Source organism: Phaeobacter sp. JH20_34 (assembly GCF_048056095.1).
In the GTDB taxonomy this organism is placed as follows: Bacteria; Pseudomonadota; Alphaproteobacteria; order Rhodobacterales; family Rhodobacteraceae; genus Phaeobacter; species Phaeobacter bryozoorum.
Genome location: NZ_JAYMWT010000004.1, coordinates 831,019 through 854,400 on the forward strand (window position 1 = coordinate 831,019; position 23,382 = coordinate 854,400).

Consider the following 23,382-nt stretch of genomic DNA (forward strand, 5'->3'; position numbering starts at 1 on the left):
GTCGCATATCTTCTGGCCAAACCTACATCCGGCGGATGGGCTTGGCTATATCTCCCTGAAAGGGCTGGTTTTTCGAAGCGAGCTATGAGACCGTCAGGCCATGAGCATGCGACCCTATGTGAAACCCGGCGCCTATGCGTTGTATCTGGCCGCCAAGCGGTTCAACGACAAGAACGGCTGGGTGCTGAGCAGCCATATCGCCATGTCGCTGATGCTCGCCTTGTTTCCCTTTATCCTTTTTACCGTGGCGCTCACCGGTGCGGTGGCGGGGTCACTGTCGGGCGGGGTTGATCTGGAAAACCTGGTCGAACTGGTCTTTGGCTCCTGGCCGGAAAGCGTCTCGGATCCCATCGTGCGGGAGGTCTATTCGGTGCTTGCCACATCTTCCACCGGGGTGGTCACGCTGGGTGGTGTCATCGCTATCTACTTTGCCTCCAATGGAGTGGATGCGGTGCGTCTGGCAATGGTGCAGGCCTATCATGAACGCGATACCAGGCCGTTCTGGAAGACCCGGGGCCTGTGCATTGGTCTGGTGATCCTGGGGGGCGCGGGCATTATGGCGGCGGCGGTATTTGAGCTGATCCTACCGCTTTATGCGCGACATCTGGCCAGTTTCTTCCCGCAAGTCCCGCTGAGAGGCAACTGGGAGGGCGGTCTGAACGGGGTTCTGGTTGCGGTGATCCCGCTCGTTGCTGTGTTTGCCTTCCACATGCTGCTGCCGGCGAAGCGTCACCGGCTCTCCCAGGTGCTGCCGGGGGTGCTGCTGACAGTGGTGCTGTGGTGGGCGGCCGGCCTCGCCTTTGCCATCTACATCAGCAGTTTTGCGGCCTATTCGGCCACCTATGCAGGGCTGGCGGGGGCTATGGCGGCTCTGATCTTTCTCTATCTGAACTCAGCCATTCTGATCCTTGGCGCGGAACTCAACGGGGTGCTGCTGCATCCAACCTCCTGACCTGTCGCAGGCGTTTGCAACAGTCCGAGTGCACCGGGCCGTGCCTGAAGTGTAATTGTTTCGAAAATAGCAACAATAAGGCAGTTCTGCCACAATTGAGCCACGATTCTGGCCCAGTGGCCGGTCTATTCTTCGATGAGAACAGCCTGAACGCTCATATGGTACGAGGAACTGATGCGTCTTTTGCAAAGCAAACTTCCGCCCCGCCAATTGGTGCAACGCCTGCTGAAACAGCCTGTCGCAGCGCCTCATCGCATCGAGAAGGACAGCCCGCGCGTGACGCTGCGCGCTGAAGGCACCTCACTGGAAACCATCGCCTTGCAGGCGCTGGCGCTGCGGTCGTTTTCCAGCACCGCTCAGCGCGGCAGCTGATCGCCCAGACCTGAAAGCCGGGGCAGGGCGGCGGTTGCCATGCGCCCGGCCACAGCCCGGTTAGAGATCAATCGTCAGACGCATCCGAAGGCTCACCGCGAAACCCGGTTGCAACCACGAATTTTTCCGAACTGTCCGAACGTGACGATGGCGGTTTGACGTGGAAAACCTTGGTGAATTTCTGCTTCAGCAGCTTTTGCAGATCACCCTCGGCCCCGCCGGCCAATACCTTGGCCACGAAGGTACCGCCCTCTTCCAGAACGTCGAAGGCAAAATAGGCCGCGGTTTCACAAAGCGAGATAATCCGCAAATGGTCGGTCTGCTTGTGACCGGAACTGGCAGCTGCCATATCCGACATCACCACATCTGCCTTGCCACCAAGCCATTCCTTGACCTTGTCGTCGGCCCCTTCGTCCATGAAATCCAGCTGGTGGAACTCGGCACCCGCCAGCGGCTCGACCTCCTGCAGATCAACGCCGATGATGCGGCCTACCGCCTTACCCGGCTTTTCCCCCAGCGCATTGATCCGCTTCACCGCTACCTGCGCCCAGCCGCCCGGGGCGCAGCCCAGGTCGACCACCCGCGCGCCATTCACAAGGAAGCGGAATTTATCGTCGACTTCCATGATCTTATAGGCCGCGCGCCCACGGTAGCCTTCGGCCTGGGCGCGTTTCACATAAGGGTCGTTCAACTGCCGCTGCAACCAGCGGGTGGAGCTGAGTTTACGCCCACGGGCAGTCTTGACCTTGACCTTCAGGTCACGCTGTCCGCGCCCGGAGGTGTTCTTGCCAGTGGGTGTTTTTCCCGTGGGTGTCTTTGCCATATTTGCTGTTCCCTGTCGTCCGTGGCCGCATCGGGGCCAACTGTCGGACGCTCAAATCCTGTGTGTGGCCGTCAGAACGGCCCGTCTTCCAGAACGCCATCGGCGCTCATCTGTGCATAAAGCAGGCCTTCGCGCAGGCCCCGGTCCGCAACGGACAACCTGTCCGTCGGCCAGCACCGCAAGAGCGCCTGTAGAATTGCCGCCCCCGACATGATCAGCGCCTGACGGTCTTCGCCAATACGCGGGTCGCTGCGGCGCCCCTGAGGGCCGAGTTCTAAATAAGAGCGGATAACCTTGTCAATCTGATCGCTGGTCATGCGCAGCCCGTCCACCTTGGTCCGGTCATAGCGTTTCAGCCCCAGATGCGAGGCGGCAACGGTGGTGACGGTGCCAGAGGTGCCAACGATCTGAAAGCCCTGTCGGGTCTGCTCGTCCTTATAGGGCGCAAAATCGGCGAGGTTCTCTTCAAAGAACCAGCTCATCAGGGCAAAACGGGCCGCGTCATCCTCGACGTCGTGGAACTGATCGCGCAGCGTCGCGACCCCAAGTGGTACTGAGATCCAGTCAACAACCTTGGCCGCGGGAAAGGGGCTTTCAACGGGATGAAACCCTGCGTGCAGCCGCATGATGGCGGATGGCCGGTCGCGGCGCGGGATCGAGGAGATGTCGATCCAGACCAGTTCGGTGGAGCCGCCGCCAATATCGACCACCAGCAGCTGATCCGTCTTCGTCGACACCAACGGCGCGCAGGAAATCACTGCCAGACGCGCTTCTTCCTCGGGTTGAATGATCTCCAGCGTCAGACCGGTCTCGCGGCGCACCTGACGAATGAACTCTCGCGCGTTCTTCGCCCGACGACAGGCCTCGGTCGCGACCAGCCGCATCCGTTTCACCCGGTTACGTTTGAGCTTTTGCTGGCATATACGCAGAGCCTGGATGGTGCGCGCCATCGACGCGCGCGACAAGCGCCCGGTCCGCTCCAAACCGGCGCCAAGCTGCACCGATTTTGAAAAGCTGTCCACCACATGGAAGCCGCTGCCCTTGGGTTGGGCAATCAGCATCCGGCAGCTATTTGTCCCCAGATCGAGCGCCGCATAGAGCGCATCAGGATCTGGGCGGGCCGGTGCAGGGCTCTCTACCACTCGGGGAAATGCGCCCGCACCTTTGGAACGCCTGGGCGCCATGATTCACGCCCTCCGATAATCGTGTTGATCCAAGCATATGTGGGCTGACCGCCACGTGCAAGGTGGCCCGAATGCCCCGATGACGATTTGCCGATTGACGAATTGACGTTTCTTGAACGGTTTTGAGCGCTTTGCCGATCAAATTCATAAAGCTGTTGAATATTATGAGGGCGCTGCCCGGTAGCCAGCCCGGCCCGCCATTGCTATCCAGAAGCGACCCGGAAAAGGTCGCTCAGAACCAATGTCAGGTCGAAATCCGACGAACGCGCCCGGCGATGCCACACTAGAAACGCAACTACACAGACGCAAAGGAAGCTCAGGCAATGCCCGACGTCACCATCGTATATTGGCGCGACATCCCAGCACAGATCATCGTCGGCAAAGGCCGTCGCGGGGCCAAACGTCAATTGGAAGAGCGGTTTGAACAAGCCATCGACCGTGCGGCAATGAAGGTGAACGCGAAGGACGCCGACGCCTATCTCGCGGAATGGCGCAAGGCTGCGCCCTACGCCATGGATGGTGAACCGGCCGATATCGCCGAGGCCGAGGCCAAGCGTCTGGAAGCGGATTATGATCAGGACCGGCTCAAGACACTGATCGCTAACGACGGATGGGCATGAGCCTGACATCTTTTTGGGAGGCCACGATGGCTTTGTTGAACTTCAAGAAACGCGATGCTGGCGTAGCGCAGCCCAGCAGCCCCGAGGTCGAGGCCTTTCTGGAAAACTACTCGATCGAGGTGATGCCCCGTACCGCTGCCAAGGTCGAGAGCTTCCGCGATCTGCTGCCCGCAGGCACCCGCGTCTACATCGCCCATATCGAAGGTACGCCGATCGAGGAAATGGTGGAAACCGCCAAGCGGCTCAATGCCGAAGGCTACCCGGTGATGCCGCATTTTCCCGCGCGGATCATCCAGGACGAAACCACGCTGGCCGACTGGATCGCCCGCTATCAGGGGGAGGCCGATGTCAAGCAGGCGCTGTTGCTGGCCGGTGGTGTTGCCAAACCTCATGGTGCCTTTGACAGCTCCATGCAGCTCTTGGAAACCGGATTGTTCGACAAGGCCGGGTTCACCAACCTGCATGTTGCGGGCCACCCCGAAGGCAACAAGGATATCGATCCTGACGGCAGCATGAAGAACGTCTCGGATGCGCTTCTGTGGAAACAGAAATTCTCCGAACGCACCGATGCGAAGATGGCGCTGGCAACCCAGTTCGCCTTTGAGGCGAAGCCGATCATCGAATGGGCCGACAGTATCAAGGCCGCAGGCGTAGATCTGCCGATCCATATCGGCATTGCCGGCCCGGCCAAACTGCAGACGCTGATCAAATTCGCCATCGCCTGCGGTGTTGGACCGTCCCTCAAGGTGCTGCAAAAGCGCGCGATGGATGTCTCCAAGCTGCTGCTGCCCTATGAGCCGACAGATGTGATTGCCGAGCTGGCCGCCCACAAGGCCGCCAACCCCGATTTCAACATCACCAATGTGCATTTCTTCCCGCTGGGTGGCATTAAGACCAACGCCACCTGGGCCATCAACAACGGCGGCGCAGCAGCGCAGCCGGTCAATTCCCAAGGATAAAAAATGACCCGTACCGTCGTAGAATCTAAGACAAAAACCGCAATCCTGGGATTTGATGAGCCGTTCTGTGTCATCGGCGAACGGATCAACCCCACAGGCCGCAAGAAACTCGCGGCCGAGTTGGAAGCCGGCGATTTCTCCACCGTTGAACAAGACGCGATTGCGCAGGTGATGGCCGGCGCCAACATCCTCGATATCAACGCGGGCGTTGTCTACAACTCCAACCCGAACCCGAACGAGACCGAACCGCCGCTGATGACCAAGATCGTCCAGCTGGTGCAAGGTCTGACCGACACGCCGCTCTGCATCGACTCCTCGGTGCCCGGCGCGCTTGAAGCCGGTCTGCAGGCCGCCGAGGGCCGTCCGCTGCTGAACTCGGTCACCGGCGAAGAAGAGCGCCTGGAGCACGTGCTTCCCCTGGTCAAAAAGTACAACGTGCCGGTCGTGGCCATTTCCAACGACGACACCGGCATCTCCGAAGATCCCGACGTCCGCTTTGCCGTCGCCAAGAAGATCGTCGAGCGCGCCGCAGATTTCGGCATTCCTGCCCATGACATCGTGGTTGACCCGCTGGTGATGCCGATTGGCGCGATGGCGACCGCAGGCCAGCAGGTCTTTGCACTGGTTCGCCGTCTGCGTGAAGAACTGGGCGTGAACACCACCTGTGGTGCCTCGAACGTCTCCTTTGGCCTGCCGAACCGTCACGGCATCAACAATGCCTTCCTGCCGATGGCGATGGGCGCGGGGATGACCTCTGCGATCATGAACCCGGTGGCACTGCCGGTAACCCAGAAGAAGATTGCCGAAAAGAGAGCCGAAGTGGAGGCCGCCGGGATCATCCTGCCCGAGGGCATGGAAGACGAGGCCTTTGTTCAGATGTTCGGTCTTGGATCCACCAAGCCACGTCCGGGCAAGGAGATGGAAGCGATCCGCGCCGCCAACCTGTTGACCAACAACGATCCTCACGGTGGTGAATGGATCAAGGCCAACAAAGAGCCCGCAAAAGAGGGCGAGGAAAGCCGTGGTCGCGGTGGTCGCGCCGGCAGCCGTCGCCGTCGCGCCTGACACGCCGCCCATACAAGCTATAAGAGGTCAGACCACTGGTCTGGCCTCTTTTTTTTGCCTGGCAATCCAGCTGTTTCGCAAGCTGTCTGGCGCGGGGCTGCGGCGTCCCGATTGGCGCTAAAACGAGCGACCCACGGGTAAAACCATTCCTGAATGGACGCAGGCCGCTCTCTCCCGCCCCGGATTTGTCGGGATTAACCAATAATAGTGCGAGGGCGCAACAGCGTCCACTTATGGCCCTTGGACCGGCAAGCCCTTGCCACACAGCCCGCGCAACACAAGCACAGCACACAGGCGCCAGCGGCATCGTTGCATATGCGAAATATGGTGTGAGAGATGGCGCACCTGAGAGGATTCGAACCTCTGGCCTCTGCCTTCGGAGGGCAGCGCTCTATCCAGCTGAGCTACAGGTGCCTATATGCGTCGTATAGCTGCCGCGCGGTGGCTCTGCAATGGCAAAAAACATGGGAACCATAATTCAATTCAGGCGTTTGTGATCTGTATGATTATGCAGAGTATGGACATTGGACAGACTATGGTGCGCGCGGGAAACTCGCTGAATTCAGACGTCAGAGCACAGCAAAAAACCCATGTTGTCGGGCAACATGGGCTTGCAAAGGCTCGGGACACGAGAACAGGCGGGGCAGGCTGTTTAGCCGTTCCAGCTGCGGACAACACCGCAGTCCATATGAACGAAATTCGAGCCACTGTATTTGCCAACGCCACCGGCACGGCAGGCCATCGCGGCTTTCGCCATCTGCGATACGGAGCGCGAGGAGAGCCGCAGGTCAGCGGCCTGACCGCGCATGTGAAGCGAGTTCTTTGCAACCCCACGCGAGCGGCTGCGCAGCATCGCGTTGGTTTTCGGGCTGCGGTAGCCCGACAGCATCATATAGGGTTCATTCACATCAAGAAGATTGTGGGAGGCGGCCATGATGTCGATCGTGCGCAGGTCGATTTCCTTGACCTGATCGTTGCGCCAGTCGCGCATGAAGTGGTTCACTTCCTTGATCGCATCCTTGATGTATTTGCCGTCGATCCAATACACCATGTCGATCCGCTCACCGGTGCGGCCTGAGTACATCCGGATCCGCCGGATATCGCCTGCGCCGCGCAGGAAGCCCGCTGCATTGGAGAAGGTCGGAGCGGCGACCATGGTTGTTGCCGCGAACGCACCCAATAGAGCACGACGGGAGAAACCCGATTTTTCAGTTTTAGCCATTGTCACTGCGCTGTCCCGTACGCCTGATGTCTCTGCCTGTGCCCGATGTTACGGACAGGGTGTGGTCCTGTTTCCACGCGAGAACTGTATTGCACATACAGAATCGCGCGCCAAGTTTTGAATGTTGCAGCTCGACATGAACTGTGATTTTCGGCAATTTTTTGCGCAAAAGGGAAATAAATGGTTAATTTCCCCTCAATGTGTCGTGGCGATCACGGCCCGAGTGGCGGTAATTGAGACCGATAGGACGCAGGTGCCTGTTGCCTGTTTGCGCTGTTTAAAATGTGAATGGACAGCGGGGGCTGGCGTTCACCAGTATTTCATGTAGGCAACTGCAGACTGTGAAAAGCAATTCATTTGAGGACCGTACCCATATGTCGCCTGTGTTGATGACCCGTGCCATTTCGACCGTTGGCCCGACGCTGAAGGCGGGAGTTTTTGCACTTGCACTGGGCGGGGCTGCCCTTGCCATGCCCTCCGGTGCCAGGGCAGAGGTGACGGCGTTCAAACAGGCGGTTGCCGAAGCGGCCTCAGCGAGCGACCCGGTTGCCGCGTTTTACCGCGAAACGGGCTATGCTGCGATCTGGACCGGCAGCGATGATGCCGCGCGCATCCGGCGCGCAGCTCTGTTTCGCGCCCTGCAGGAGGCCCCGGTTCACGGGCTTCCGGATCGCAGCGCCGAAATAGATGCGCTGATGGAGCTGCTGAGCCAGGTTCGGACCACCCGTGACCTCGGTCGTGCCGAAGTCGCGATGAGCCGCGCGCTGGTGGGCTATGCCAGCGACCTGCAAACAGGTCTGCTTGAACCGCGCCGGATCGACGACGGTATCGTCCGCGAGAAACACCAACCGGATTTCGCCGCCTATCTGATCGGGATCCGTGATCAGTCTCCTGTGGCCTATCTGCGCAGCCTGGCGCCGCAAAGCGCCCAGTATCAGGCGCTGCTGCGTGAGAAGATGCGACTGGAAAAGCTGCAGGCGGCCGGCGGCTGGGGCCCACGGGTTGCGGCACAGAAACTGGAACGTGGCGACAATGGCCCGGCGGTGATTGCCCTGCGCAATCGTCTTATTGCGATGGGGTATCTGCCACGCAGCGCAGCGCGCAGCTACGATGGCGCGCTGGAGCAGGCCGTGCAGGCGTTCCAATCCGATCACGGGCTGACCGCCGATGGGGTCGCCGGTGGCGGGACAATCGCGGAAATCAACAAACCGGTTTCGGACCGGCTCAAATCCGTTCTGGTAGCGATGGAGCGCGAACGCTGGCTGACCCCGGATCGCGGCAACCGTCATATTCTGGTCAATCAGACCGATTTCACCGCAAAGATCATCGACAATGGCGAAGTGACCTTTGTGACCCGCTCTGTCATCGGCAAGGACAATGCCGACCGACGCTCGCCGGAATTCTCTGACGAGATGGAGCATATGGTGATCAATCCCAGCTGGTACGTGCCCCGGTCCATCGTGACCAAGGAATATCTGCCCAAGCTGCGCAGCAACCCCAACGCGGTGAGCCATATCGAAATCACCGACAGCCGGGGCCGCAAGGTGAATCGCGCAACCGCTGATTTCTCCAAATATACCGCGCGCACCTTCCCCTTTGCCATGCGCCAGCCACCCAGCAGCAAGAACGCGCTGGGGCTGGTGAAGTTCATGTTCCCGAACAAATACAATATCTATCTGCATGACACACCGCAGAAGAGCCTGTTCCAGCGTGAGGTCCGCGCCTTCTCGCATGGCTGCATCCGGCTCGCGCAACCATTTGAATTCGCTTACGCTTTGCTGGCTCGCCAGACTGAAAACCCAAAGGATTTCTTTCACCGTATTCTGAACAGCGGCAAGGAGACCAAGGTGGTCCTTGATCAGAAGGTTCCGGTGCATATCATCTATCGGACCGCCTTTGTGTCCTCAAAAGGGCAGCCCGAATACCGTCGCGACATCTACGGTCGTGACGCCAAGGTATGGGCCGCGTTGGAACGGGCAGGGGTGGTGTTGCCGGGCGTACAAGGGTAATCCTCGGGCCCAAAGGCAACAGACCGGAAGGGCCCGACATGTTTACAGTCCGCGAAATCGCCGCCTCTCTTCAGGCAGAGGCCGCAGGAGATCTGGAACTGGTGGTGCAGCGCGCCGCTGAACCGCAGGATGCAGGCCCCGATGATCTGGCCATGGCCATGGCTCCGAAATACGCCGAAACCCTGAACGAAGGCAGCGCCCGCGTCGGATTGGTCTGGGAGGGCGCCGACTGGCAGGCGATGGGGCTGAAGGCCGCCATCTTTGCCCCGCGCCCGCGCCTCGCGATGGGCGGTGTGACCCGGCTGCTGGACCGGGGACAGGGATTTGGCGATGGAATTCACCCCAGCGCTGTGATCGACCCCTCCGCAGAACTGGGCGAGAATGTCTCCGTCGGCCCTCTGGCGGTGATCGCCGCGGGTGCGCGGATCGGCGCAGGGTCAGTGATTGGCCCGCAGTGCTACATCGGGGCGGATGTCACCATCGGCACCGAGGCGCAGCTGCGCGAAGCTGTCAGCATTGGCGCCCGTGCCACCATCGGTGATCGCTTTCGCGCCCAGCCCGGCGCACGGATTGGCGGCGACGGGTTTTCCTATGTGACACCGGAGGTCTCCGGCGTGGAAACCGCGCGCAAAACCATGGGCGATCAAGGCGATAGCAAGGCGCAGAGCTGGCTGCGGATCCATTCGCTCGGCGCAGTCGAGATTGGCGATGACGTCGAACTCGGCACCAATTGCACCATTGATAATGGCACCATCCGCAACACCGTGATCGGCAGCGGCAGCAAGCTCGATAACCTCGTTCATATTGGCCATAACACCCGCGTCGGTCGGGACTGTCTGCTTTGTGGTCAGACCGGGATTTCAGGCTCCGTCGATATTGGCAACAACGTGGTTCTGGGCGGTCAGACCGGGGTTGCCGACAATATCTTTATCGGTGACGGGGTGATTGCCGGGGGCGGAACCAAGATCCTGTCAAACGTGCCCGCAGGCCGTGTGGTGATGGGCTATCCCGCTGTCAAAATGGAGACACATACCGAGATGTATAAGGGGCAGCGGCGTCTGGGCCGTCTGATGCGCGACATCGAGGCGCTGAAGAAGGCGGTTTTCAAATAACGGCGCACCACTTACATGACGCAAAATACCACTGATCAGGGATCCCTCATGAGCACGCAGGACAAGGTCATCGCCATCATCGCCGAACAGGCTGTGCTGGAACCATCGGATGTGACACTCGACAGCACATTGGAAGACCTCGGTATCGATAGCCTTGGCCTTGTCGAGAGTATCTTTGCCATTGAGGAAGAGTTCGACATCACCATCCCCTTCAACGCAAATGAACCGGACAAGAGCGATTTCGACATCTCCAATGTCGCTGCGATCATCGTCGGCATTGATAAGCTGATCGCCGAAAAATAACGATGTTCAGCGGGGTTGGAGGCACAAGATGAACCGGGTTGTCATCACTGGCATGGGGACAATCAACGCCCTTGGCCATACGGTGGCCGACACGCTGGCCTCAATGGCCGAAGGTCGCTGTGGCATCGGAGAACTCGATTTTCGCGACGTTGACCGCCTGTCGATCCGCATCGGCGGACAGGTGCGCGGGTTTGAGGCCGAGGGCCGGTTCAATCGGCAACAGATGAGCCTTTATGATCGTTTCACCCAATTCACGCTGACCGCCGCAAAAGAGGCAATAGAACAGTCGGGGCTGGAGTTTCACGGCGAGCTGTCGCAGAAATCCGGCGTGGTGCTTGGGACGGCTGGCGGCGGGGTCTCGACATGGGACGACAATTATCGCTCGGTTTACGAGGACGGCAAAAACCGGGTCCACCCCTTTGTCGTGCCCAAGCTGATGAACAATGCCGCAGCCAGCCATGTCTCGATGGAACATAATCTGAAGGGGCCGAGCTTTACCGTCTCGACAGCCTGCGCCTCTTCAAATCATGCCATGGCCCAGGCGTTTCAGATGGTCCGCTCCGGGATGGCGCCGGTGATGATCACCGGTGGATCTGAATCGATGCTCTGCTTTGGCGGGGTCAAAGCCTGGGAAGGGCTGCGGGTCATGTCACGTGATGCCTGCCGCCCATTCAGTGCCAACCGCAACGGCATGGTGCAGGGCGAGGGGGCCGGGATCTTCGTTTTTGAAAACTATGATCACGCCCGCGCCCGCGGCGCCGATATCATCTGCGAGGTCATCGGCTTTGCCATGTCCTCGGATGCGGCAGATATCGTCATGCCCAGCAAACAGGGCGCCGCGCGCGCCATTGCCGGCGCGCTGCAGGACGCAAAGGTCAACCCCGAGGACGTCGGCTACGTCAACGCCCATGGCACCGGAACCGCCGCCAACGACAAAACGGAATGCGCGGCCGTGGCGGATGTCTTTGGGCCCCATGCGGATAATCTGATGATGTCCTCGACCAAATCCATGCACGGCCATCTGATCGGCGGCACCGGAGCGGTCGAACTGCTGGCCTGCATCATGGCGCTGCGTGACGGTATCGTTGCGCCAACCATCGGTTATGAGGAACCTGATCCGGAATGCGCGCTGGACGTGGTTCCGAATGAGGCACGGCAGGCCAATGTGACCGTCGCCCTCAGCAATGCCTTTGCCTTTGGCGGGCTGAACGCGGTGCTTGTCCTGCGCAAGATCTGAGCGATCGCCAGCCGCAGAGCCGAAAAAAAAAACGCCGCATCCTGATTGAGGGTGCGGCGGTGATCGTTTTCTGGACAGCGGCTTTCTGTTTGCCGCACCGGATGTTTATTGCTTCACAACGTCCACGACATTGTAACCGGCGGTAAATCCGCTGAGCGACAGCTCCATATTGATCACCTGATCCGGCGCTGGTGCGGGGCGCAGGCTCAGCGTGGCGATCTTGCCCTTTTTGAACGCGGCGATATCGGTCTCGGTCAGCCCGATCTGGGCGACGCAGCCCATTGGGCTACAGAAGGAATAATTATACCGCTTGCCGGGGGCGCCATCGATGGAAATGGTCAGCGCGGCCGGCAGCAAGGTTTCAAGCGGCACGATCACCGTCGCACCGGCGACAGCCTGGCTGCCTTCCTGATCAATCCGGAACAGCGAAAACTCCGCCATCGGATTGCCGCTGTCGTCGGACATGATCTGCAACAGCGAACAGGGATCGGTTTCTTCCTCGGTCTTGACGCAGGCCAGATCCCAATCGCCATGGGTTTCTTTGGAATAGCGCTGCCCCAGCTTGGGGCCATCCTGTACGGGCTGGCCAAGATCCAGAACCTCGTCGGCTTTTGGTGCCTCCGTTGCTGTGGCATCTGCGGCGGGCTGGCTCTCTTCGGTCTCGGCCGCCCCGGCGGTCTCCTGCGCCATCAGCGGCAGCGGCAGCGCCATCAGCGCGGCCAGGGTCATCGGGGTCAGGGACTTGATCATGATTGCCTCATCTATCCTGTGGTGTCGGATTCGATGTAGCATGGCCGAACCCCGGTGTCAGGCCAATAACCATGTTTGCCCGCTTCACTGGCGGGGAATTGACCGGATCGCGCGTCACGACTGGAAGCGCTTGGAACAAAACAAAAAAGGGAGCAGAACTGCCCCCTTTTTCGTATTTTTTCTCCCCGTCGGACTGGCCGACTTAGTTATTGGGAGGACGTTACGAAAGGGTCGGCCATCGGTCAACATGGAAAGAGAAAAAAATGTCGCAGTTGGTGGAATAATTGACGCCTACGCCCATAGCGCGCGCAATATGCACAAAACACCTGCCCGCAAGGCGCAGCTGATCGCCACGGGCCGGCCGCGAGCGCAAAAAAAAGGCCGTGCCCGAAGCACGGCCCAGTCTGACAGGGAGGAAATGTCCGCCGACACAACCGCATGATGGTCGACGGGCAATTATCACTCTCGCATTCAAAGGTTAATTTTGTATTTTCATTTGAGACCGATCGCATTTTTCGCGGGATCACAACAGTCAGGGGCAGATCATGCAGGACAAACTCTTTATCGGCGGCGGTGGCGAAGCCTATGCCGATCCACAGGCGCTGGCGTTGAAATATGCCAATCGTCACGGGTTGATCGCCGGAGCAACCGGCACGGGCAAGACGGTCACGCTACAGATCCTCGCCGAGAGTTTCTCCAATGCCGGCGTGCCGGTAATCCTGTCGGATGTGAAGGGCGATCTGTCCGGCCTGGCGAAATCCGGCAGCGCCGACCATAAGCTACATGATGCCTTTACCAGCCGGGCGACCAAGATCGGCTTTGACGACTACCGCTACCATTCCTGTCCGGTCACCTTCTGGGACCTCTACGGTGAGCAGGGGCATCCGGTCAGGACGACCGTGGCAGAGATGGGGCCATTGCTGCTGGCGCGGCTGTTGGAACTGAGCGAGGCACAGGAGGGCATCCTGAACATCGCCTTCCGTCTCGCGGATGAGGAAGGTCTGGCGCTGCTGGACCTGAAGGATCTACAGGCGCTGCTGGTCTGGGTGGGTGAAAACCGCGCGCAGCTATCGCTGCGCTACGGCAATGTCTCCACAGCCTCAATCGGGGCAATCCAGCGGCGGCTGCTGGTGCTGGAGAACCAGGGCGGGGCGCAGCTCTTTGGCGAGCCGGCCCTGGCGCTGAGCGACCTGATGCGCGGCACCGCTGACGGGCGTGGCATGGTCAATATCCTCGCCGCTGACAAACTGATGGCGGCGCCGGGACTATACGCAACATTCCTGCTCTGGCTGCTGAGCGAGCTGTTCGAGGAGCTGCCAGAGGTTGGCGATCCTGAAAAGCCCCGGCTGGTGTTTTTCTTCGACGAGGCGCATCTGCTGTTCGACGATGCTCCCAAGGCGCTCATCGACAAGGTGGAACAGGTGGCGCGCCTTATCCGCTCCAAGGGGGTGGGGATCTATTTCATCACGCAGAACCCCGCGGATGTGCCGGAGGACATTCTCGGCCAGCTTGGCAATCGCATCCAGCACGCGCTGCGGGCATTTACCGCGCGCGACCGGAAAAACCTGCGCATGGCGGCCGAAACCTACCGTGAGAATCCACGGTTCTCCACCGAGGAGGCGATCCGCGAGGTCGGCGTCGGTGAGGCGGTCACCTCGATGTTGCAGAAAAAAGGTGTCCCCGGCGTTGTTGAGCGCACGCTGATCCGCCCGCCCAGTTCTCAACTCGGCCCGATCACCGCTGAGGACCGCAGGGCAATCTTGCAGAGCTCGGACATGGCCGGGAAATATGACCAGACCACCGACCGGCGGTCCGCCTATGAAATCCTGGCGGAACGCGCCGCAAAAGCCGCCGCCGAGGCTGAGGCCGCAGAAGATTACGCCGAAGCGGCACCCGAACCGATGGCACGCGAATATAACGCCGGGCGGCGCTATTCTGGCAGCCGGGTCAGCCGGTCCTCCGCGCGGCGGGTAAAACCACGCGACAGTTTTGCCTCAGCCATGTCCGAGGCGGTCATCAAGGAATTGAAAGGCACCACCGGTCGACGGCTTGTGCGCGGCATCCTCGGCGGTCTGTTCAAGGGGCGGTGAGCCGGCCCGACCTGTCAGAGCAAAACAAAACGCCGCCCGGGGAGCATATCCACGGGCGGCGTTTCGCGTTTCCATAGGTCCGATTGTCAGACCGGTCGCGGATCTGCGACCTCAGCGCTCGGGGATCAGGCCACGGGGGCTGAAGCGCAGCACCAGCAGCAGGATCAGCCCCATGGTCAGCAGACGCATATGCGACGCGCTTTCCAGCAGATGAACCTTCAGCGCATTGGTGTCGGCCATGCCTGCGGTCAGGGTCTCGATCAGCAGGATGCCCATCGGCTCAACCTTGATCCACAGGAACCAGATCAGCAGACCTCCCAGCACCGCGCCAAAGTTATTGCCTGAGCCACCGACAATTACCATCACCCAGATCAGGAAGGTGAAGCGCAAGGGATTATACGTGCCCGGCGTCAGCTGGCTGTCGAGCGTGGTCATCATAGCCCCGGCAATGCCACAGATCGCAGAGCCAAGGATGAAGATTTGCAGATGGCGGCGGGTCACATCCTTGCCCATCGCCTCGGCTGCCACCTCATTGTCGCGAATGGCGCGCATCATCCGGCCCCAGGGGCTCTTCAATGCCATCTGCGCCATCCACAGCAGCACCAGCAGCACGACGGTGAACAGCAGCGAGTAGCCCAGCTTGACATAGAGCGTGGAGGCCAGAACCGGATCCAGACCATAGTCCGCCGCCTTGGCGACAAACTCCGCATCATTCTGCAGATCGACCTCATAGGGCAGGGGCCGGGGCAGTCCGACGACGTTTTTCACGCCGCGCGACAGCCAGTCCTCGTTCTTCAGCACCGAGATGATGATCTCGGCAATGCCAAGCGTCGCAATCGCCAGATAATCAGACCGCAGACCGAGGGCCGTCTTGCCGATCAGCCAGGCAACGCCGGCCGCCAGCAGACCCCCCGCAGGCCAGGCCAGAAGCACCGGCAGACCCAGCCCGCCTAGGTTGCCCTCCAGCGCCGGGTTGATCGCCTCGACCCCGGCAACCGCCGGATCGAAGATTGCGCGATACACCACAAAGCCGAGGATCAGCACCGCCAGCAGCACCGCAATACGCAGCTTACCGGCAGGCACCATCCGCATGGTTGCAACGGCCGCGACCAGCGTCATCGCCCCCATGGCCAGTGCCATGATGATCCCGACACCGCCCTGGCTCCACGCGCCCGGTGTCGGAGCGGTAGAAACCAGCACAACGGCCAGACCACCAAGCGCCACGAAGCCCATGATGCCGACATTAAACAAACCGGCAAAGCCCCACTGAAGATTGACGCCAATCGCCATGATCGCAGAGACCAACCCCATGTTGAGGATCACCAGAGCCGAGTTCCAGGATCCGGAGAAAAACAGAAAGCTTGTGCTGCCCTCAAGCAGGATCAGAATGCCAACAAACAGAAACAGCAGGGAGGTTTTGACTGTCTCGCTCATACCACTTTTCCTTTGAAAAGGCCCGTGGGCTTGAACAGAAGCACGACCACAAGGATCGCAAAGGACACGGCGAATTTGTAATCCGTGCTCAGAAGCTGGACGAGGCCATCAGGCTCGAACGACTCCGGAACGACGTAGGTCAGCACTTTCTTCCAGGCATAGGTGATGGTCACCTCGGAGAACGCGATGATGAACCCACCAGCGATGGCCCCGACCGGGCTGCCCAAACCACCAACGATAGCGGCGGCAAAGATCGGCAGCAGCAGCTGGAAATAGGTGAAGGGTTTGAAAGACTTGTCCAAACCATAAAGCACGCCGGCAATGGTCGCGAGGGTCGCAACGATCAGCCATGTATACATCACCACCCGCTCCGGGTTGATGCCCGAAAGCAGCGCCAGATCTTCGTTGTCGGAATAGGCGCGCATGGATTTACCGGTGCGGGTCTTGTTCAGGAACCAGAACAGCAGCGCGACAACCACCACTGCGGTGATCACGGTGATGCCTTGCGTGGTCTTGATCGCCAGCCCCTCACTCAGGCCGGTCATCGCCTTGAAATCCCGCGCGGAAATCAGAAAGCGTTCGCCGTCAGCAAACCGCTGATCGCCCGGCCCGATGACAAATCGCACAAGGCCATTCATCATGAACATGACGCCCAGCGACACCATGACAAAAATCACCGGCTTGGCTTTCTGTGTCCGGTAGAACCGATAAACGGTGCGATCGGTGACCAGCATCAGAAGCATACAGCTCACGATGCCAAGCGGCAGCGCCAGCAGCGCAGTTGGCAGCGGGCCAAAGCTGATGCCCATCGACTGCAACCACCAGGTCACGATGATGGTCACCATCGTGCCGAAGGCCATAGTGTCGCCATGGGCAAAATTCGAAAACCGCAGCACCGAATAAATCAGCGTCACACCCAGCGCACCAAGCGCCAGTTGACTGCCGTAAGCGATTGCCGGAACCCCGACAAAATTTGTAAGCGCCACAAGGGCGTTGAGGAAGTCCATTATTTATCCTCTTGGCAGGTGCCGGTATATGTCACTTGGGAGGGATACCTTCTGGCACTTTTTTCATCGAGTGAGACATTGTCGCCGCTCATGAGTATCATCCAGCTGTCTACGGATGTGTCGGCTGGAGGGACCTCTGCGAACCTTATGGACGAACCAAGCTCCAGAAACGGGGCAAGTGAAACAAACTCTTCCGAGTCTCCTTGTGTCCAAGCGAAACGAGCCAGACCGCCACCGGCACCCCTATCTTCTGAAAGCACCGCAAGGGTGATCTTCATTTCGATGGGATCGGCCGGACACCTTTGAACCGTCTTGCAGTCCGCAGCATCGTTGGTGGTGCATTCCAGAACAGAAGTGCACTTAGGTTCCAAGTAGCAGCTGAGGTTAGTCCCAGCTTGGTCAGCAAGAGCAGCAGCAGGGCTAAGTGCCGTACAGATAACGAGAGCTCGACTGTGGTTTATTACAGCCGATTTTCTTAGTAGAGGCATACTCGGTCACCCCCCCAAGAAAGATTTGCGCACTTCGGGATCGGCGAGCAGCTCTTGGCCGGTGCCGGTGTAGGCATTGCGGCCCTGTACCAGAACGTAACCTTTGTCCGCGATCTCAAGCGCTTGTTTGGCGTTTTGTTCGACCATCAGGATCGGCAGGCCGGTGCGGGCCACCTCGATGATACGGTCGAACAGCTCGTCCATGACGATGGGCGACACACCTGCTGTCGGCTCGTCCAGCATCAGAACCTTTGGCTTGGTCATCAGCGCGCGGCCAACGGCCACCTGCTGGCGCTGACCCCCGGAGAGTTCGCCCGCCGGCTGGTTACGTTTTTCACGCAGGATCGGAAACAGCTCATAGACCTGCTCCATGGTATCGCGGAAATCATCGGTGCGGATGAAAGCACCCATTTCCAGGTTTTCCTCAACCGTCATCGAGGTGAAGATATTGCTGGTCTGGGGCACAAACCCCATGCCCTTGATCACCCGGTCCTGGGGGGTCAGCAGGGTGATATCCTCGCCGTCCAGACGCACGGCACCTGCGCGGACATCGAGCATCCCGAACACCGCTTTCATCGCGGTGGATTTCCCGGCACCATTGGGGCCAACGATAACGGCGATCTCGCCCTTATCGACGGCAATGGTGCAGTCGTGCAGGATATCCGGCCCTTTGCCGTAGCCGCCGGTCATCGTGTCACCGATCAGAAAGGGACCACCGTCCACCTTGCGTGTGGGGCCGCTTTTGCTGTGGGCAGGCTGCATCGTTCCGACACCATGCGGATTGGTGATCGAGGCATCACGATTGCCGTGATCGTTCTGGTAGGGATTGTCGCTCATGCTCCAGCCTCCAGTTTATCTTTGTTTTTCAGGCCGGTGCCGAGATAGGCTTCGATCACCTGCTCGTTGGCCTTGATCTGATCCAGCGTGCCTTCAGCCAGTTTCTTGCCCTCGGCCATGCAGATAACCGGGTCGCAGAGGCGCCCGATGAACTCCATGTCGTGCTCAATCACGACGAAGGTATAGCCGCGCTCCTCGTTGAGGCGCTTGATGGCATCGGCAATGGTATAGAGCAGGGTCCGGTTCACACCTGCGCCCACCTCATCGAGGAAGACGATCTTGGCGTCCACCATCATGGTGCGGCCCAGCTCAAGCAGTTTCTTCTGCCCGCCCGAGACCTGACCGGCCTTCAGATCGGCGATATGGCTGATGGTCAGGAATTCCAGAACCTCATCTGCCTTGGCCCGCAGCGCGCGTTCCTCATCCGCGATGCGCTTGCGGCCGAACCAGGTGTTCCACAGCGTCTCACCCGACTGCGCACTTGGCACCATCATCAGGTTCTCGCGGCAGGTCATCGACGCAAATTCATGCGCGATCTGGAACGTCCGCAGCAGCCCCTTGTGGAACAGCTCATGCGGCGGCAGGCCGGTGATGTCCTCACCGTCCATGGTGACCCGGCCAGAGGTCGGTTCAAGCACGCCTGCAATCACGTTGAAAAGAGTGGTTTTTCCGGCGCCGTTTGGCCCGATCAAACCGGTTATGGAGCCCTTAGCGATTTCCAGCGACGCGCCATCAACCGCATGGAACCCGCCGAAGTGCTTGTGCAAGTCCTCGACGACGATCATGTCATTTCATCCCCCACCGTCTTTTTGACGGCTTTTGAATTTGGAACAGCCCGGGCAAAACCCGGGCTGATCATCTTGGTTCGATCCGATTTTACGGGATCAGCGGAATTTCACGGTGGCGTTGGCGCCGTCCTTGACTTCGATCTCGCGGTAGGAGCCTGCGCTCTCACCGGGGCCGATCAGTTCTACGCCAGTCGCACCCTCATAGTCGATGTCGCCGCCATTCGCGAGGATTTCCAGGGCCTTGCCCAGCTCGCCGGGGTTGATCTTCTCACCGGGCGCATTGGCTACTTCAAGGATCTTGGAGCCATAGTCGGCCGGATCCTTGGAGTTTGCGGCCTGCATTGCCAGCATGAACAGCGCGGCAGCGTCATAGCTCTCCGGGGAATAGGCGGAGGTGCCGTCGAAACCTGCGGCTTTGGCCAGCTCAGCATAGATCGCCGCACCTTCGCTATCGGAACCGGCAATCTGGCCAAAGGAGCCATCAAGATCCGGGCCGATGTTCTTGGGCAGGGTGTCACCGATCATGCCACCGGGCAGACCGAAGGTGTCATAGGCACCGGAGTCGAGCGAGGCCTGAATGATGCCCAGGCCGCCCTGATCCAGGTAGCCGGCAACAACCAGAATATCGCCGCCAGCGGACGCCAGTGCGGCGACTTCTGCGGAATAGTCGCCCTTGCCGTCTTCATGCGCGGTCACGATGGTAACTTCGCCGCCGACTTCCTCAAAGGAGGTTTTGATCGCGTCGGCCAGACCTTTGCCGTAGTCGTTGTTGGTATAGGTCAGGGCGATGGAGTTGACGCCGCGCTCTTTCAGCACTTCGGCCATCACCTGGCCTTCGCGGGCATCGGAGGGCGAGGTGCGGAAGAACAGGTCGTTGTCTTCCATGGTCGACAGGCCGGGCGAGGTGGCCGACGGCGAGATCATCACCATGCCGTTCGGGATCGCGACGTTCTGCAGGATCGCGCCGGTCACGCCGGAGCAGTCACCGCCGATGATGCCGTTGACACCGTCAGCAACCAGCTTCTCGCCGTTTGCCGTCGCCAGACCATTGTCGATACAGCCGGTGTCTGCGCGCACCGGAATGACAGTCGCCGCATCAAGCAGCTTGCCGGATTTGGTCACTTCCTCCATCGCCAGCTCAGCGCCGGAACCCATGGCCGGGGCGAGGGATTCGATCGGCCCGGTAAAGCCGAGAAGCACACCCAGCTTCACTTCCTTGGCGTGGCCACCCGCAAACGCAGTGCCAGCAGTCAGGGCAGCGGCGGCTGTCGCCATCATCATTTTTTTCATTTTTGTGAACTCCCATTTGTTGGAACATATTTGTTCAAATCGGACCCTAGGCAAGCGTGGTAAAAAAGGGAAGTCCTCTAGCGCCAACATGTCGCAGGTTTTTTCGCCCCGGTTACGGAGAATGGAATGTTCCCAATGGGGTAGATGACCCAACGGCCGCTCGCCCCTTGGGCATCGGGGATCAGCTCACCGCAGCGCTCGTCGCAAGTCGCCAGATCCGCGTCGCATTTCATGCCGGGCGGCACAAAAGCTGGCCAAATAGAAAATTCGCGCTAAATTCGGTCGAATAGCATGAATATGAGCCATTGGACCGCTCCCCCCAGGGTCTGATCACGGAATTGCGCAGGAGGCGTCATGCATATGGGGAGGTCTGTTATTAGAGTGCTCCAAGTCAACCCATCGTGTCAGGCGATGCGACCCCGGCGACGGCAATCGTCGGCTTGTCAGCCGGAAAGACCGACCGGCCAGACGCGACAGATCCGGCCGATGCTGGCATCCCTGGCACAGCGCTTTATCGCATTAACCCTGCTGGCCACCGTTGGCACCGCGGTCTCGGCACAGACGCTGAGCAGCGATCACGGAGTGTTGAAGGTAGAGCGGATGGCCCACGGGCTGGATATCCCATGGGCTTTTGATTTCCTGCCTGATGGCTCGGTGCTGATCACTGAAAAAGACGGTGACCTGTTGCACCTGGCGGCCGGCCGTCTGACCCGCGTCAAAGGCACTCCGAAAGTGCTCGATCAGGGGCAGGGCGGGCTGCTGGACGTATTGATTCCGCGCAATTTTGACAGAACCCGGCGGATATATCTTTCTTATTCGAAACGGCTTGGAAGAGGCTCTGCCACAGCGGTGGCCACCGGGCAGCTCGCCCGGCGCAACACCCAGCTTGAGGGGCTGCGGGACATCTTCGTCGCCGCGCCACCCGCCGACAGTGGGCGCCATTTCGGATCGCGGCTGGCAGAAGGGCCTGACGGAACTCTCTATGTCACTCTGGGTGATCGCGGCGACCGGCCATCTGCCCAATCCCTCACCTCACATCAGGGCAGCATTCTGCGTCTGAATCCCGACGGATCCGTCCCGCGCGACAACCCCTTTACCAAACAGAAAGGGGCGCAGCCGGAAATCTGGTCTTACGGGCATCGCAACCCCCAGGGACTGACCTTTGCCGCCGATGGCCAGCTCTGGTCTGTTGAACATGGCGCCCGTGGCGGGGATGAGGTCAATCTGATCGAGAAAGGCGCAAATTACGGCTGGCCGGTCATCGCCTACGGCCGGCATTATTCAGGGCTGAAAATCGGCGAAGGGACCACAAAGCCGGGCCTGAAGCAGCCGGCCCACTATTGGGACCCCTCGATGGCGCCCTCAAACCTGCTGGTGTATTCCGGCAGCATGTGGCCGGACTGGCGCGGTGATATCTTTGTCGGCTCGCTCAAGTTCGGCTATATCGCGCGGCTCTCCGGGCAACCACTGGCGGAGGTTGAGCAGATCAGGGGCGATGAGACAGGACGCATCCGGGACCTGCGCGAGGCCCCGGACGGTAGCATCTGGTTCCTGTCCGAGACCAATGGCGCGCTCTACCGCCTGTCGCGCTGAACCGGCGCGAACCGTGCCCCGGGCCGATCCATTGTTGATCCTGTGTCGATCCGGCATAGGCCTGATCCGGTAGGGGCGCGGGTCACAACGTCGGCGGGGCCGATTTGCTGCCGCGTTCGCGATAAGGCGTCGTGTCGTAATGCGCCCGGTAGCATTTCGAGAAATGCGAAGGTGATGCAAACCCGCAGGCAAGCGCCACATTGATCACACTCATATCGGTCTGCATCAACAGGTTGCGCGCCTTCTGCAACCGCAGTTCCATATAATAGCGTTTGGGAGATCGGTTGAGATAGCGACGGAACAGCCGCTCCAGCTGGCGGGTCGACATGCCGACATTCTGCGCCAGAATCGAGGGGCTGATCGGCTCCTCGATATTGGCTTCCATCATCTGGATCACCATCGACAATTTGGGGTGGCGCACCCCGATCCGGGTCGGGATCGACAGGCGCTGCGTGTCCTGATCGGTCCGAATCGATGAATAGATGAGCTGATCGGCCACCGAATTGGCGATATCCTCGCCGTGATCATTGGCAATCAGCTTCAGCATCAGGTCGATGGAGGAGGTGCCGCCGGCTGTCGACATCCGGTTGCCGTCGATGACAAAGACCGATTTGGTCAGCTCGACCTCGTCAAACTCCTCGTTGAAACTGTCGGCATTCTCCCAGTGAATCGTGGCACGTCTGCCATCCAGCAGGCCCGCGCGCGCCAGCGCATATGACGCCGTGCACAGCCCGCCAACCTTCAACCCCTTGCGCGCTTCGCGACGCAGCCAGGACAGCAGTTTTTTTGTGGTGGCTTCCTGCACCGAAATACCGGAGCACAACAGAATTGTGTCATCGCGCTGGAGTTCGATCAGGTCGTCATCCACCTGAAAGGATGTTCCGGCCGAACAGCTGACCGTGCCGCCGCCTTCGGCCAAGAGCATCCAGGTGTAGACCTCGCGGCCAATCATCCGGTTGGCAATTCGCAGACATTCCAGCGCCGAGGCAAAAGACAGCATCGTAAAACGGTCAAGCAAAACAAAGGCATAACGCCGGGATTGGGGCCCTTTGTTCGGGCTTGGTGTTGGCTTGCTCTGCGTCTGCATGGCCAGCGTCCTCATTCAATATTTCTGTTTTTCGCAAGGGCGGATTTTGCGAAATTCGGGCACCGTGTTCATAGCTTCGCGGTGTCGTCAAGACTTTGCAAATCTAAACTGGTCAGCCGGAGTGTGATTTCGTATAGATGGCGTTCGTTAACTTTGAGAC

21 protein-coding genes and 1 tRNA gene are annotated in these 23,382 nt (G+C 59.8%); 11 read left to right on the forward strand and 11 right to left on the reverse strand.

Features of this window, described 5'->3' with window-relative positions:
- Positions 1–100: 100 nt before the first annotated feature.
- Positions 101–952 (forward strand): YihY/virulence factor BrkB family protein, encoded by an 852-nt coding sequence (locus VWZ81_RS05525; RefSeq protein WP_340545603.1) that lies wholly within the window; start codon positions 101–103, stop codon positions 950–952.
- A 174-nt stretch (positions 953–1,126) separates the two neighbouring features.
- Entirely contained in the window at positions 1,127–1,324 is a 198-nt protein-coding gene (locus tag VWZ81_RS05530) for a hypothetical protein (protein WP_340545602.1), read from the forward strand.
- Between the two features lie 67 nt (positions 1,325–1,391).
- On the opposite strand, the gene VWZ81_RS05535 is transcribed toward VWZ81_RS05530, so the two are convergent.
- Positions 1,392–2,147 carry an RlmE family RNA methyltransferase gene (locus VWZ81_RS05535; RefSeq protein WP_340545601.1) on the reverse strand — a complete coding sequence of 252 codons (756 nt, stop codon included), beginning with the start codon at positions 2,145–2,147 and terminating at the stop codon, positions 1,392–1,394.
- Between the two features lie 71 nt (positions 2,148–2,218).
- The gene (locus VWZ81_RS05540) at positions 2,219–3,331 is read right to left on the reverse strand and encodes a Ppx/GppA phosphatase family protein (RefSeq protein ID WP_340545600.1); all 1,113 of its coding nucleotides are present in this window, start codon (positions 3,329–3,331) and stop codon (positions 2,219–2,221) included.
- A 323-nt stretch (positions 3,332–3,654) separates the two neighbouring features.
- Between VWZ81_RS05540 and VWZ81_RS05545 the strand changes: the two genes are divergently transcribed.
- From VWZ81_RS05545 to VWZ81_RS05555, 3 genes are read left to right on the forward strand one after another with little or no spacing between them, the layout of a single operon-like run.
- Positions 3,655–3,951, forward strand: a complete 297-nt coding sequence (locus tag VWZ81_RS05545; protein WP_340545599.1) for a virulence factor — start codon at positions 3,655–3,657, stop codon at positions 3,949–3,951.
- Positions 3,952–3,977: 26 nt separating this feature from the next.
- Positions 3,978–4,910 carry a methylenetetrahydrofolate reductase gene (locus VWZ81_RS05550; protein ID WP_416542279.1) on the forward strand — a complete coding sequence of 311 codons (933 nt, stop codon included), beginning with the start codon at positions 3,978–3,980 and terminating at the stop codon, positions 4,908–4,910.
- A gap of 3 nt (positions 4,911–4,913) precedes the next feature.
- The gene (locus VWZ81_RS05555) at positions 4,914–5,975 is read left to right on the forward strand and encodes a methyltetrahydrofolate cobalamin methyltransferase (protein ID WP_340545597.1); all 1,062 of its coding nucleotides are present in this window, start codon (positions 4,914–4,916) and stop codon (positions 5,973–5,975) included.
- 337 nt (positions 5,976–6,312) lie between these two features.
- Here VWZ81_RS05555 and VWZ81_RS05560 read toward each other — a convergent pair.
- Both VWZ81_RS05560 and VWZ81_RS05565 read right to left on the reverse strand, forming a co-directional pair.
- A tRNA-Arg gene (locus tag VWZ81_RS05560) sits at positions 6,313–6,389 on the reverse strand.
- A 238-nt stretch (positions 6,390–6,627) separates the two neighbouring features.
- Positions 6,628–7,197 carry a YcbK family protein gene (locus tag VWZ81_RS05565; RefSeq protein WP_340545596.1) on the reverse strand — a complete coding sequence of 190 codons (570 nt, stop codon included), beginning with the start codon at positions 7,195–7,197 and terminating at the stop codon, positions 6,628–6,630.
- A gap of 374 nt (positions 7,198–7,571) precedes the next feature.
- Here VWZ81_RS05565 and VWZ81_RS05570 point away from each other — a divergent pair, with 374 nt between their 5' ends.
- From VWZ81_RS05570 to VWZ81_RS05585, 4 genes are read left to right on the forward strand one after another with little or no spacing between them, the layout of a single operon-like run.
- The gene (locus VWZ81_RS05570; protein WP_416542280.1) at positions 7,572–9,206 is read left to right on the forward strand and encodes a L,D-transpeptidase family protein; all 1,635 of its coding nucleotides are present in this window, start codon (positions 7,572–7,574) and stop codon (positions 9,204–9,206) included.
- Between the two features lie 38 nt (positions 9,207–9,244).
- The gene (gene lpxD, locus VWZ81_RS05575) at positions 9,245–10,318 is read left to right on the forward strand and encodes a UDP-3-O-(3-hydroxymyristoyl)glucosamine N-acyltransferase (RefSeq protein WP_416542281.1); all 1,074 of its coding nucleotides are present in this window, start codon (positions 9,245–9,247) and stop codon (positions 10,316–10,318) included.
- A gap of 48 nt (positions 10,319–10,366) precedes the next feature.
- Positions 10,367–10,621: an acyl carrier protein gene (locus VWZ81_RS05580; protein WP_340545593.1), complete on the forward strand. Its 255-nt coding sequence runs from the start codon at positions 10,367–10,369 to the stop codon at positions 10,619–10,621.
- Positions 10,622–10,649: 28 nt separating this feature from the next.
- Entirely contained in the window at positions 10,650–11,858 is a 1,209-nt protein-coding gene (locus VWZ81_RS05585; RefSeq protein WP_416534924.1) for a beta-ketoacyl-[acyl-carrier-protein] synthase family protein, read from the forward strand.
- 105 nt (positions 11,859–11,963) lie between these two features.
- Here VWZ81_RS05585 and VWZ81_RS05590 read toward each other — a convergent pair whose 3' ends face one another.
- Positions 11,964–12,608, reverse strand: a complete 645-nt coding sequence (locus VWZ81_RS05590; RefSeq protein WP_340545591.1) for an invasion associated locus B family protein — start codon at positions 12,606–12,608, stop codon at positions 11,964–11,966.
- Positions 12,609–13,153: 545 nt separating this feature from the next.
- Between VWZ81_RS05590 and VWZ81_RS05595 the strand changes: the two genes are divergently transcribed.
- Positions 13,154–14,698: a helicase HerA-like domain-containing protein gene (locus VWZ81_RS05595; protein ID WP_416542282.1), complete on the forward strand. Its 1,545-nt coding sequence runs from the start codon at positions 13,154–13,156 to the stop codon at positions 14,696–14,698.
- 111 nt (positions 14,699–14,809) lie between these two features.
- On the opposite strand, the gene VWZ81_RS05600 is transcribed toward VWZ81_RS05595, so the two are convergent.
- The 5 genes from VWZ81_RS05600 to VWZ81_RS05620 all read right to left on the reverse strand — a co-directional run bounded on the left by VWZ81_RS05600 (position 14,810) and on the right by VWZ81_RS05620 (position 20,542).
- Positions 14,810–16,132, reverse strand: coding sequence for a branched-chain amino acid ABC transporter permease (locus tag VWZ81_RS05600; RefSeq protein ID WP_416542283.1), 1,323 nt, complete (start codon positions 16,130–16,132; stop codon positions 14,810–14,812).
- Positions 16,129–17,139: a branched-chain amino acid ABC transporter permease gene (locus VWZ81_RS05605; RefSeq protein WP_416538753.1), complete on the reverse strand. Its 1,011-nt coding sequence runs from the start codon at positions 17,137–17,139 to the stop codon at positions 16,129–16,131. Before VWZ81_RS05605 ends, VWZ81_RS05600 begins: the two co-directional genes overlap by 4 nt.
- A 494-nt stretch (positions 17,140–17,633) precedes the next feature.
- Positions 17,634–18,464 (reverse strand): ABC transporter ATP-binding protein, encoded by an 831-nt coding sequence (locus tag VWZ81_RS05610; RefSeq protein WP_340545587.1) that lies wholly within the window; start codon positions 18,462–18,464, stop codon positions 17,634–17,636.
- On the reverse strand, positions 18,461–19,249 hold the full coding sequence (locus tag VWZ81_RS05615) for an ABC transporter ATP-binding protein (RefSeq protein WP_340545586.1): 789 nt from the start codon (positions 19,247–19,249) through the stop codon (positions 18,461–18,463). The genes VWZ81_RS05610 and VWZ81_RS05615 overlap by 4 nt, the downstream gene beginning before the upstream one ends.
- A 99-nt stretch (positions 19,250–19,348) precedes the next feature.
- Positions 19,349–20,542: an ABC transporter substrate-binding protein gene (locus tag VWZ81_RS05620; protein WP_416534929.1), complete on the reverse strand. Its 1,194-nt coding sequence runs from the start codon at positions 20,540–20,542 to the stop codon at positions 19,349–19,351.
- Between the two features lie 486 nt (positions 20,543–21,028).
- Between VWZ81_RS05620 and VWZ81_RS05625 the strand changes: the two genes are divergently transcribed.
- A complete protein-coding gene (locus tag VWZ81_RS05625) occupies positions 21,029–22,135 on the forward strand; it encodes a PQQ-dependent sugar dehydrogenase (protein ID WP_416542284.1) in 1,107 nt (368 codons plus the stop codon).
- An 82-nt stretch (positions 22,136–22,217) separates the two neighbouring features.
- On the opposite strand, the gene VWZ81_RS05630 is transcribed toward VWZ81_RS05625, so the two are convergent.
- The gene (locus tag VWZ81_RS05630) at positions 22,218–23,222 is read right to left on the reverse strand and encodes a GlxA family transcriptional regulator (protein ID WP_416542285.1); all 1,005 of its coding nucleotides are present in this window, start codon (positions 23,220–23,222) and stop codon (positions 22,218–22,220) included.
- Between the last annotated feature and the right edge of the window lie 160 nt (positions 23,223–23,382).

What these genes read in the sequence shown, in the direction of transcription:
- VWZ81_RS05525 (WP_340545603.1), top strand. Translation starts at nt 101, where the DNA reads ATGAGCATGCGACCCTATGTGAAACCCGGCGCCTATGCGTTGTATCTG.
- VWZ81_RS05530 (WP_340545602.1), top strand. Translation starts at nt 1,127, where the DNA reads ATGCGTCTTTTGCAAAGCAAACTTCCGCCCCGCCAATTGGTGCAACGC.
- VWZ81_RS05535 (WP_340545601.1), bottom strand. Translation starts at nt 2,147, where the DNA reads ATGGCAAAGACACCCACGGGAAAAACACCCACTGGCAAGAACACCTCC.
- VWZ81_RS05540 (WP_340545600.1), bottom strand. Translation starts at nt 3,331, where the DNA reads ATGGCGCCCAGGCGTTCCAAAGGTGCGGGCGCATTTCCCCGAGTGGTA.
- VWZ81_RS05545 (WP_340545599.1), top strand. Translation starts at nt 3,655, where the DNA reads ATGCCCGACGTCACCATCGTATATTGGCGCGACATCCCAGCACAGATC.
- VWZ81_RS05550 (WP_416542279.1), top strand. Translation starts at nt 3,978, where the DNA reads ATGGCTTTGTTGAACTTCAAGAAACGCGATGCTGGCGTAGCGCAGCCC.
- VWZ81_RS05555 (WP_340545597.1), top strand. Translation starts at nt 4,914, where the DNA reads ATGACCCGTACCGTCGTAGAATCTAAGACAAAAACCGCAATCCTGGGA.
- VWZ81_RS05565 (WP_340545596.1), bottom strand. Translation starts at nt 7,197, where the DNA reads ATGGCTAAAACTGAAAAATCGGGTTTCTCCCGTCGTGCTCTATTGGGT.
- VWZ81_RS05570 (WP_416542280.1), top strand. Translation starts at nt 7,572, where the DNA reads ATGTCGCCTGTGTTGATGACCCGTGCCATTTCGACCGTTGGCCCGACG.
- lpxD (WP_416542281.1), top strand. Translation starts at nt 9,245, where the DNA reads ATGTTTACAGTCCGCGAAATCGCCGCCTCTCTTCAGGCAGAGGCCGCA.
- VWZ81_RS05580 (WP_340545593.1), top strand. Translation starts at nt 10,367, where the DNA reads ATGAGCACGCAGGACAAGGTCATCGCCATCATCGCCGAACAGGCTGTG.
- VWZ81_RS05585 (WP_416534924.1), top strand. Translation starts at nt 10,650, where the DNA reads ATGAACCGGGTTGTCATCACTGGCATGGGGACAATCAACGCCCTTGGC.
- VWZ81_RS05590 (WP_340545591.1), bottom strand. Translation starts at nt 12,608, where the DNA reads ATGATCAAGTCCCTGACCCCGATGACCCTGGCCGCGCTGATGGCGCTG.
- VWZ81_RS05595 (WP_416542282.1), top strand. Translation starts at nt 13,154, where the DNA reads ATGCAGGACAAACTCTTTATCGGCGGCGGTGGCGAAGCCTATGCCGAT.
- VWZ81_RS05600 (WP_416542283.1), bottom strand. Translation starts at nt 16,132, where the DNA reads ATGAGCGAGACAGTCAAAACCTCCCTGCTGTTTCTGTTTGTTGGCATT.
- VWZ81_RS05605 (WP_416538753.1), bottom strand. Translation starts at nt 17,139, where the DNA reads ATGGACTTCCTCAACGCCCTTGTGGCGCTTACAAATTTTGTCGGGGTT.
- VWZ81_RS05610 (WP_340545587.1), bottom strand. Translation starts at nt 18,464, where the DNA reads ATGAGCGACAATCCCTACCAGAACGATCACGGCAATCGTGATGCCTCG.
- VWZ81_RS05615 (WP_340545586.1), bottom strand. Translation starts at nt 19,249, where the DNA reads ATGATCGTCGTCGAGGACTTGCACAAGCACTTCGGCGGGTTCCATGCG.
- VWZ81_RS05620 (WP_416534929.1), bottom strand. Translation starts at nt 20,542, where the DNA reads ATGAAAAAAATGATGATGGCGACAGCCGCCGCTGCCCTGACTGCTGGC.
- VWZ81_RS05625 (WP_416542284.1), top strand. Translation starts at nt 21,029, where the DNA reads ATGCTGGCATCCCTGGCACAGCGCTTTATCGCATTAACCCTGCTGGCC.
- VWZ81_RS05630 (WP_416542285.1), bottom strand. Translation starts at nt 23,222, where the DNA reads ATGCAGACGCAGAGCAAGCCAACACCAAGCCCGAACAAAGGGCCCCAA.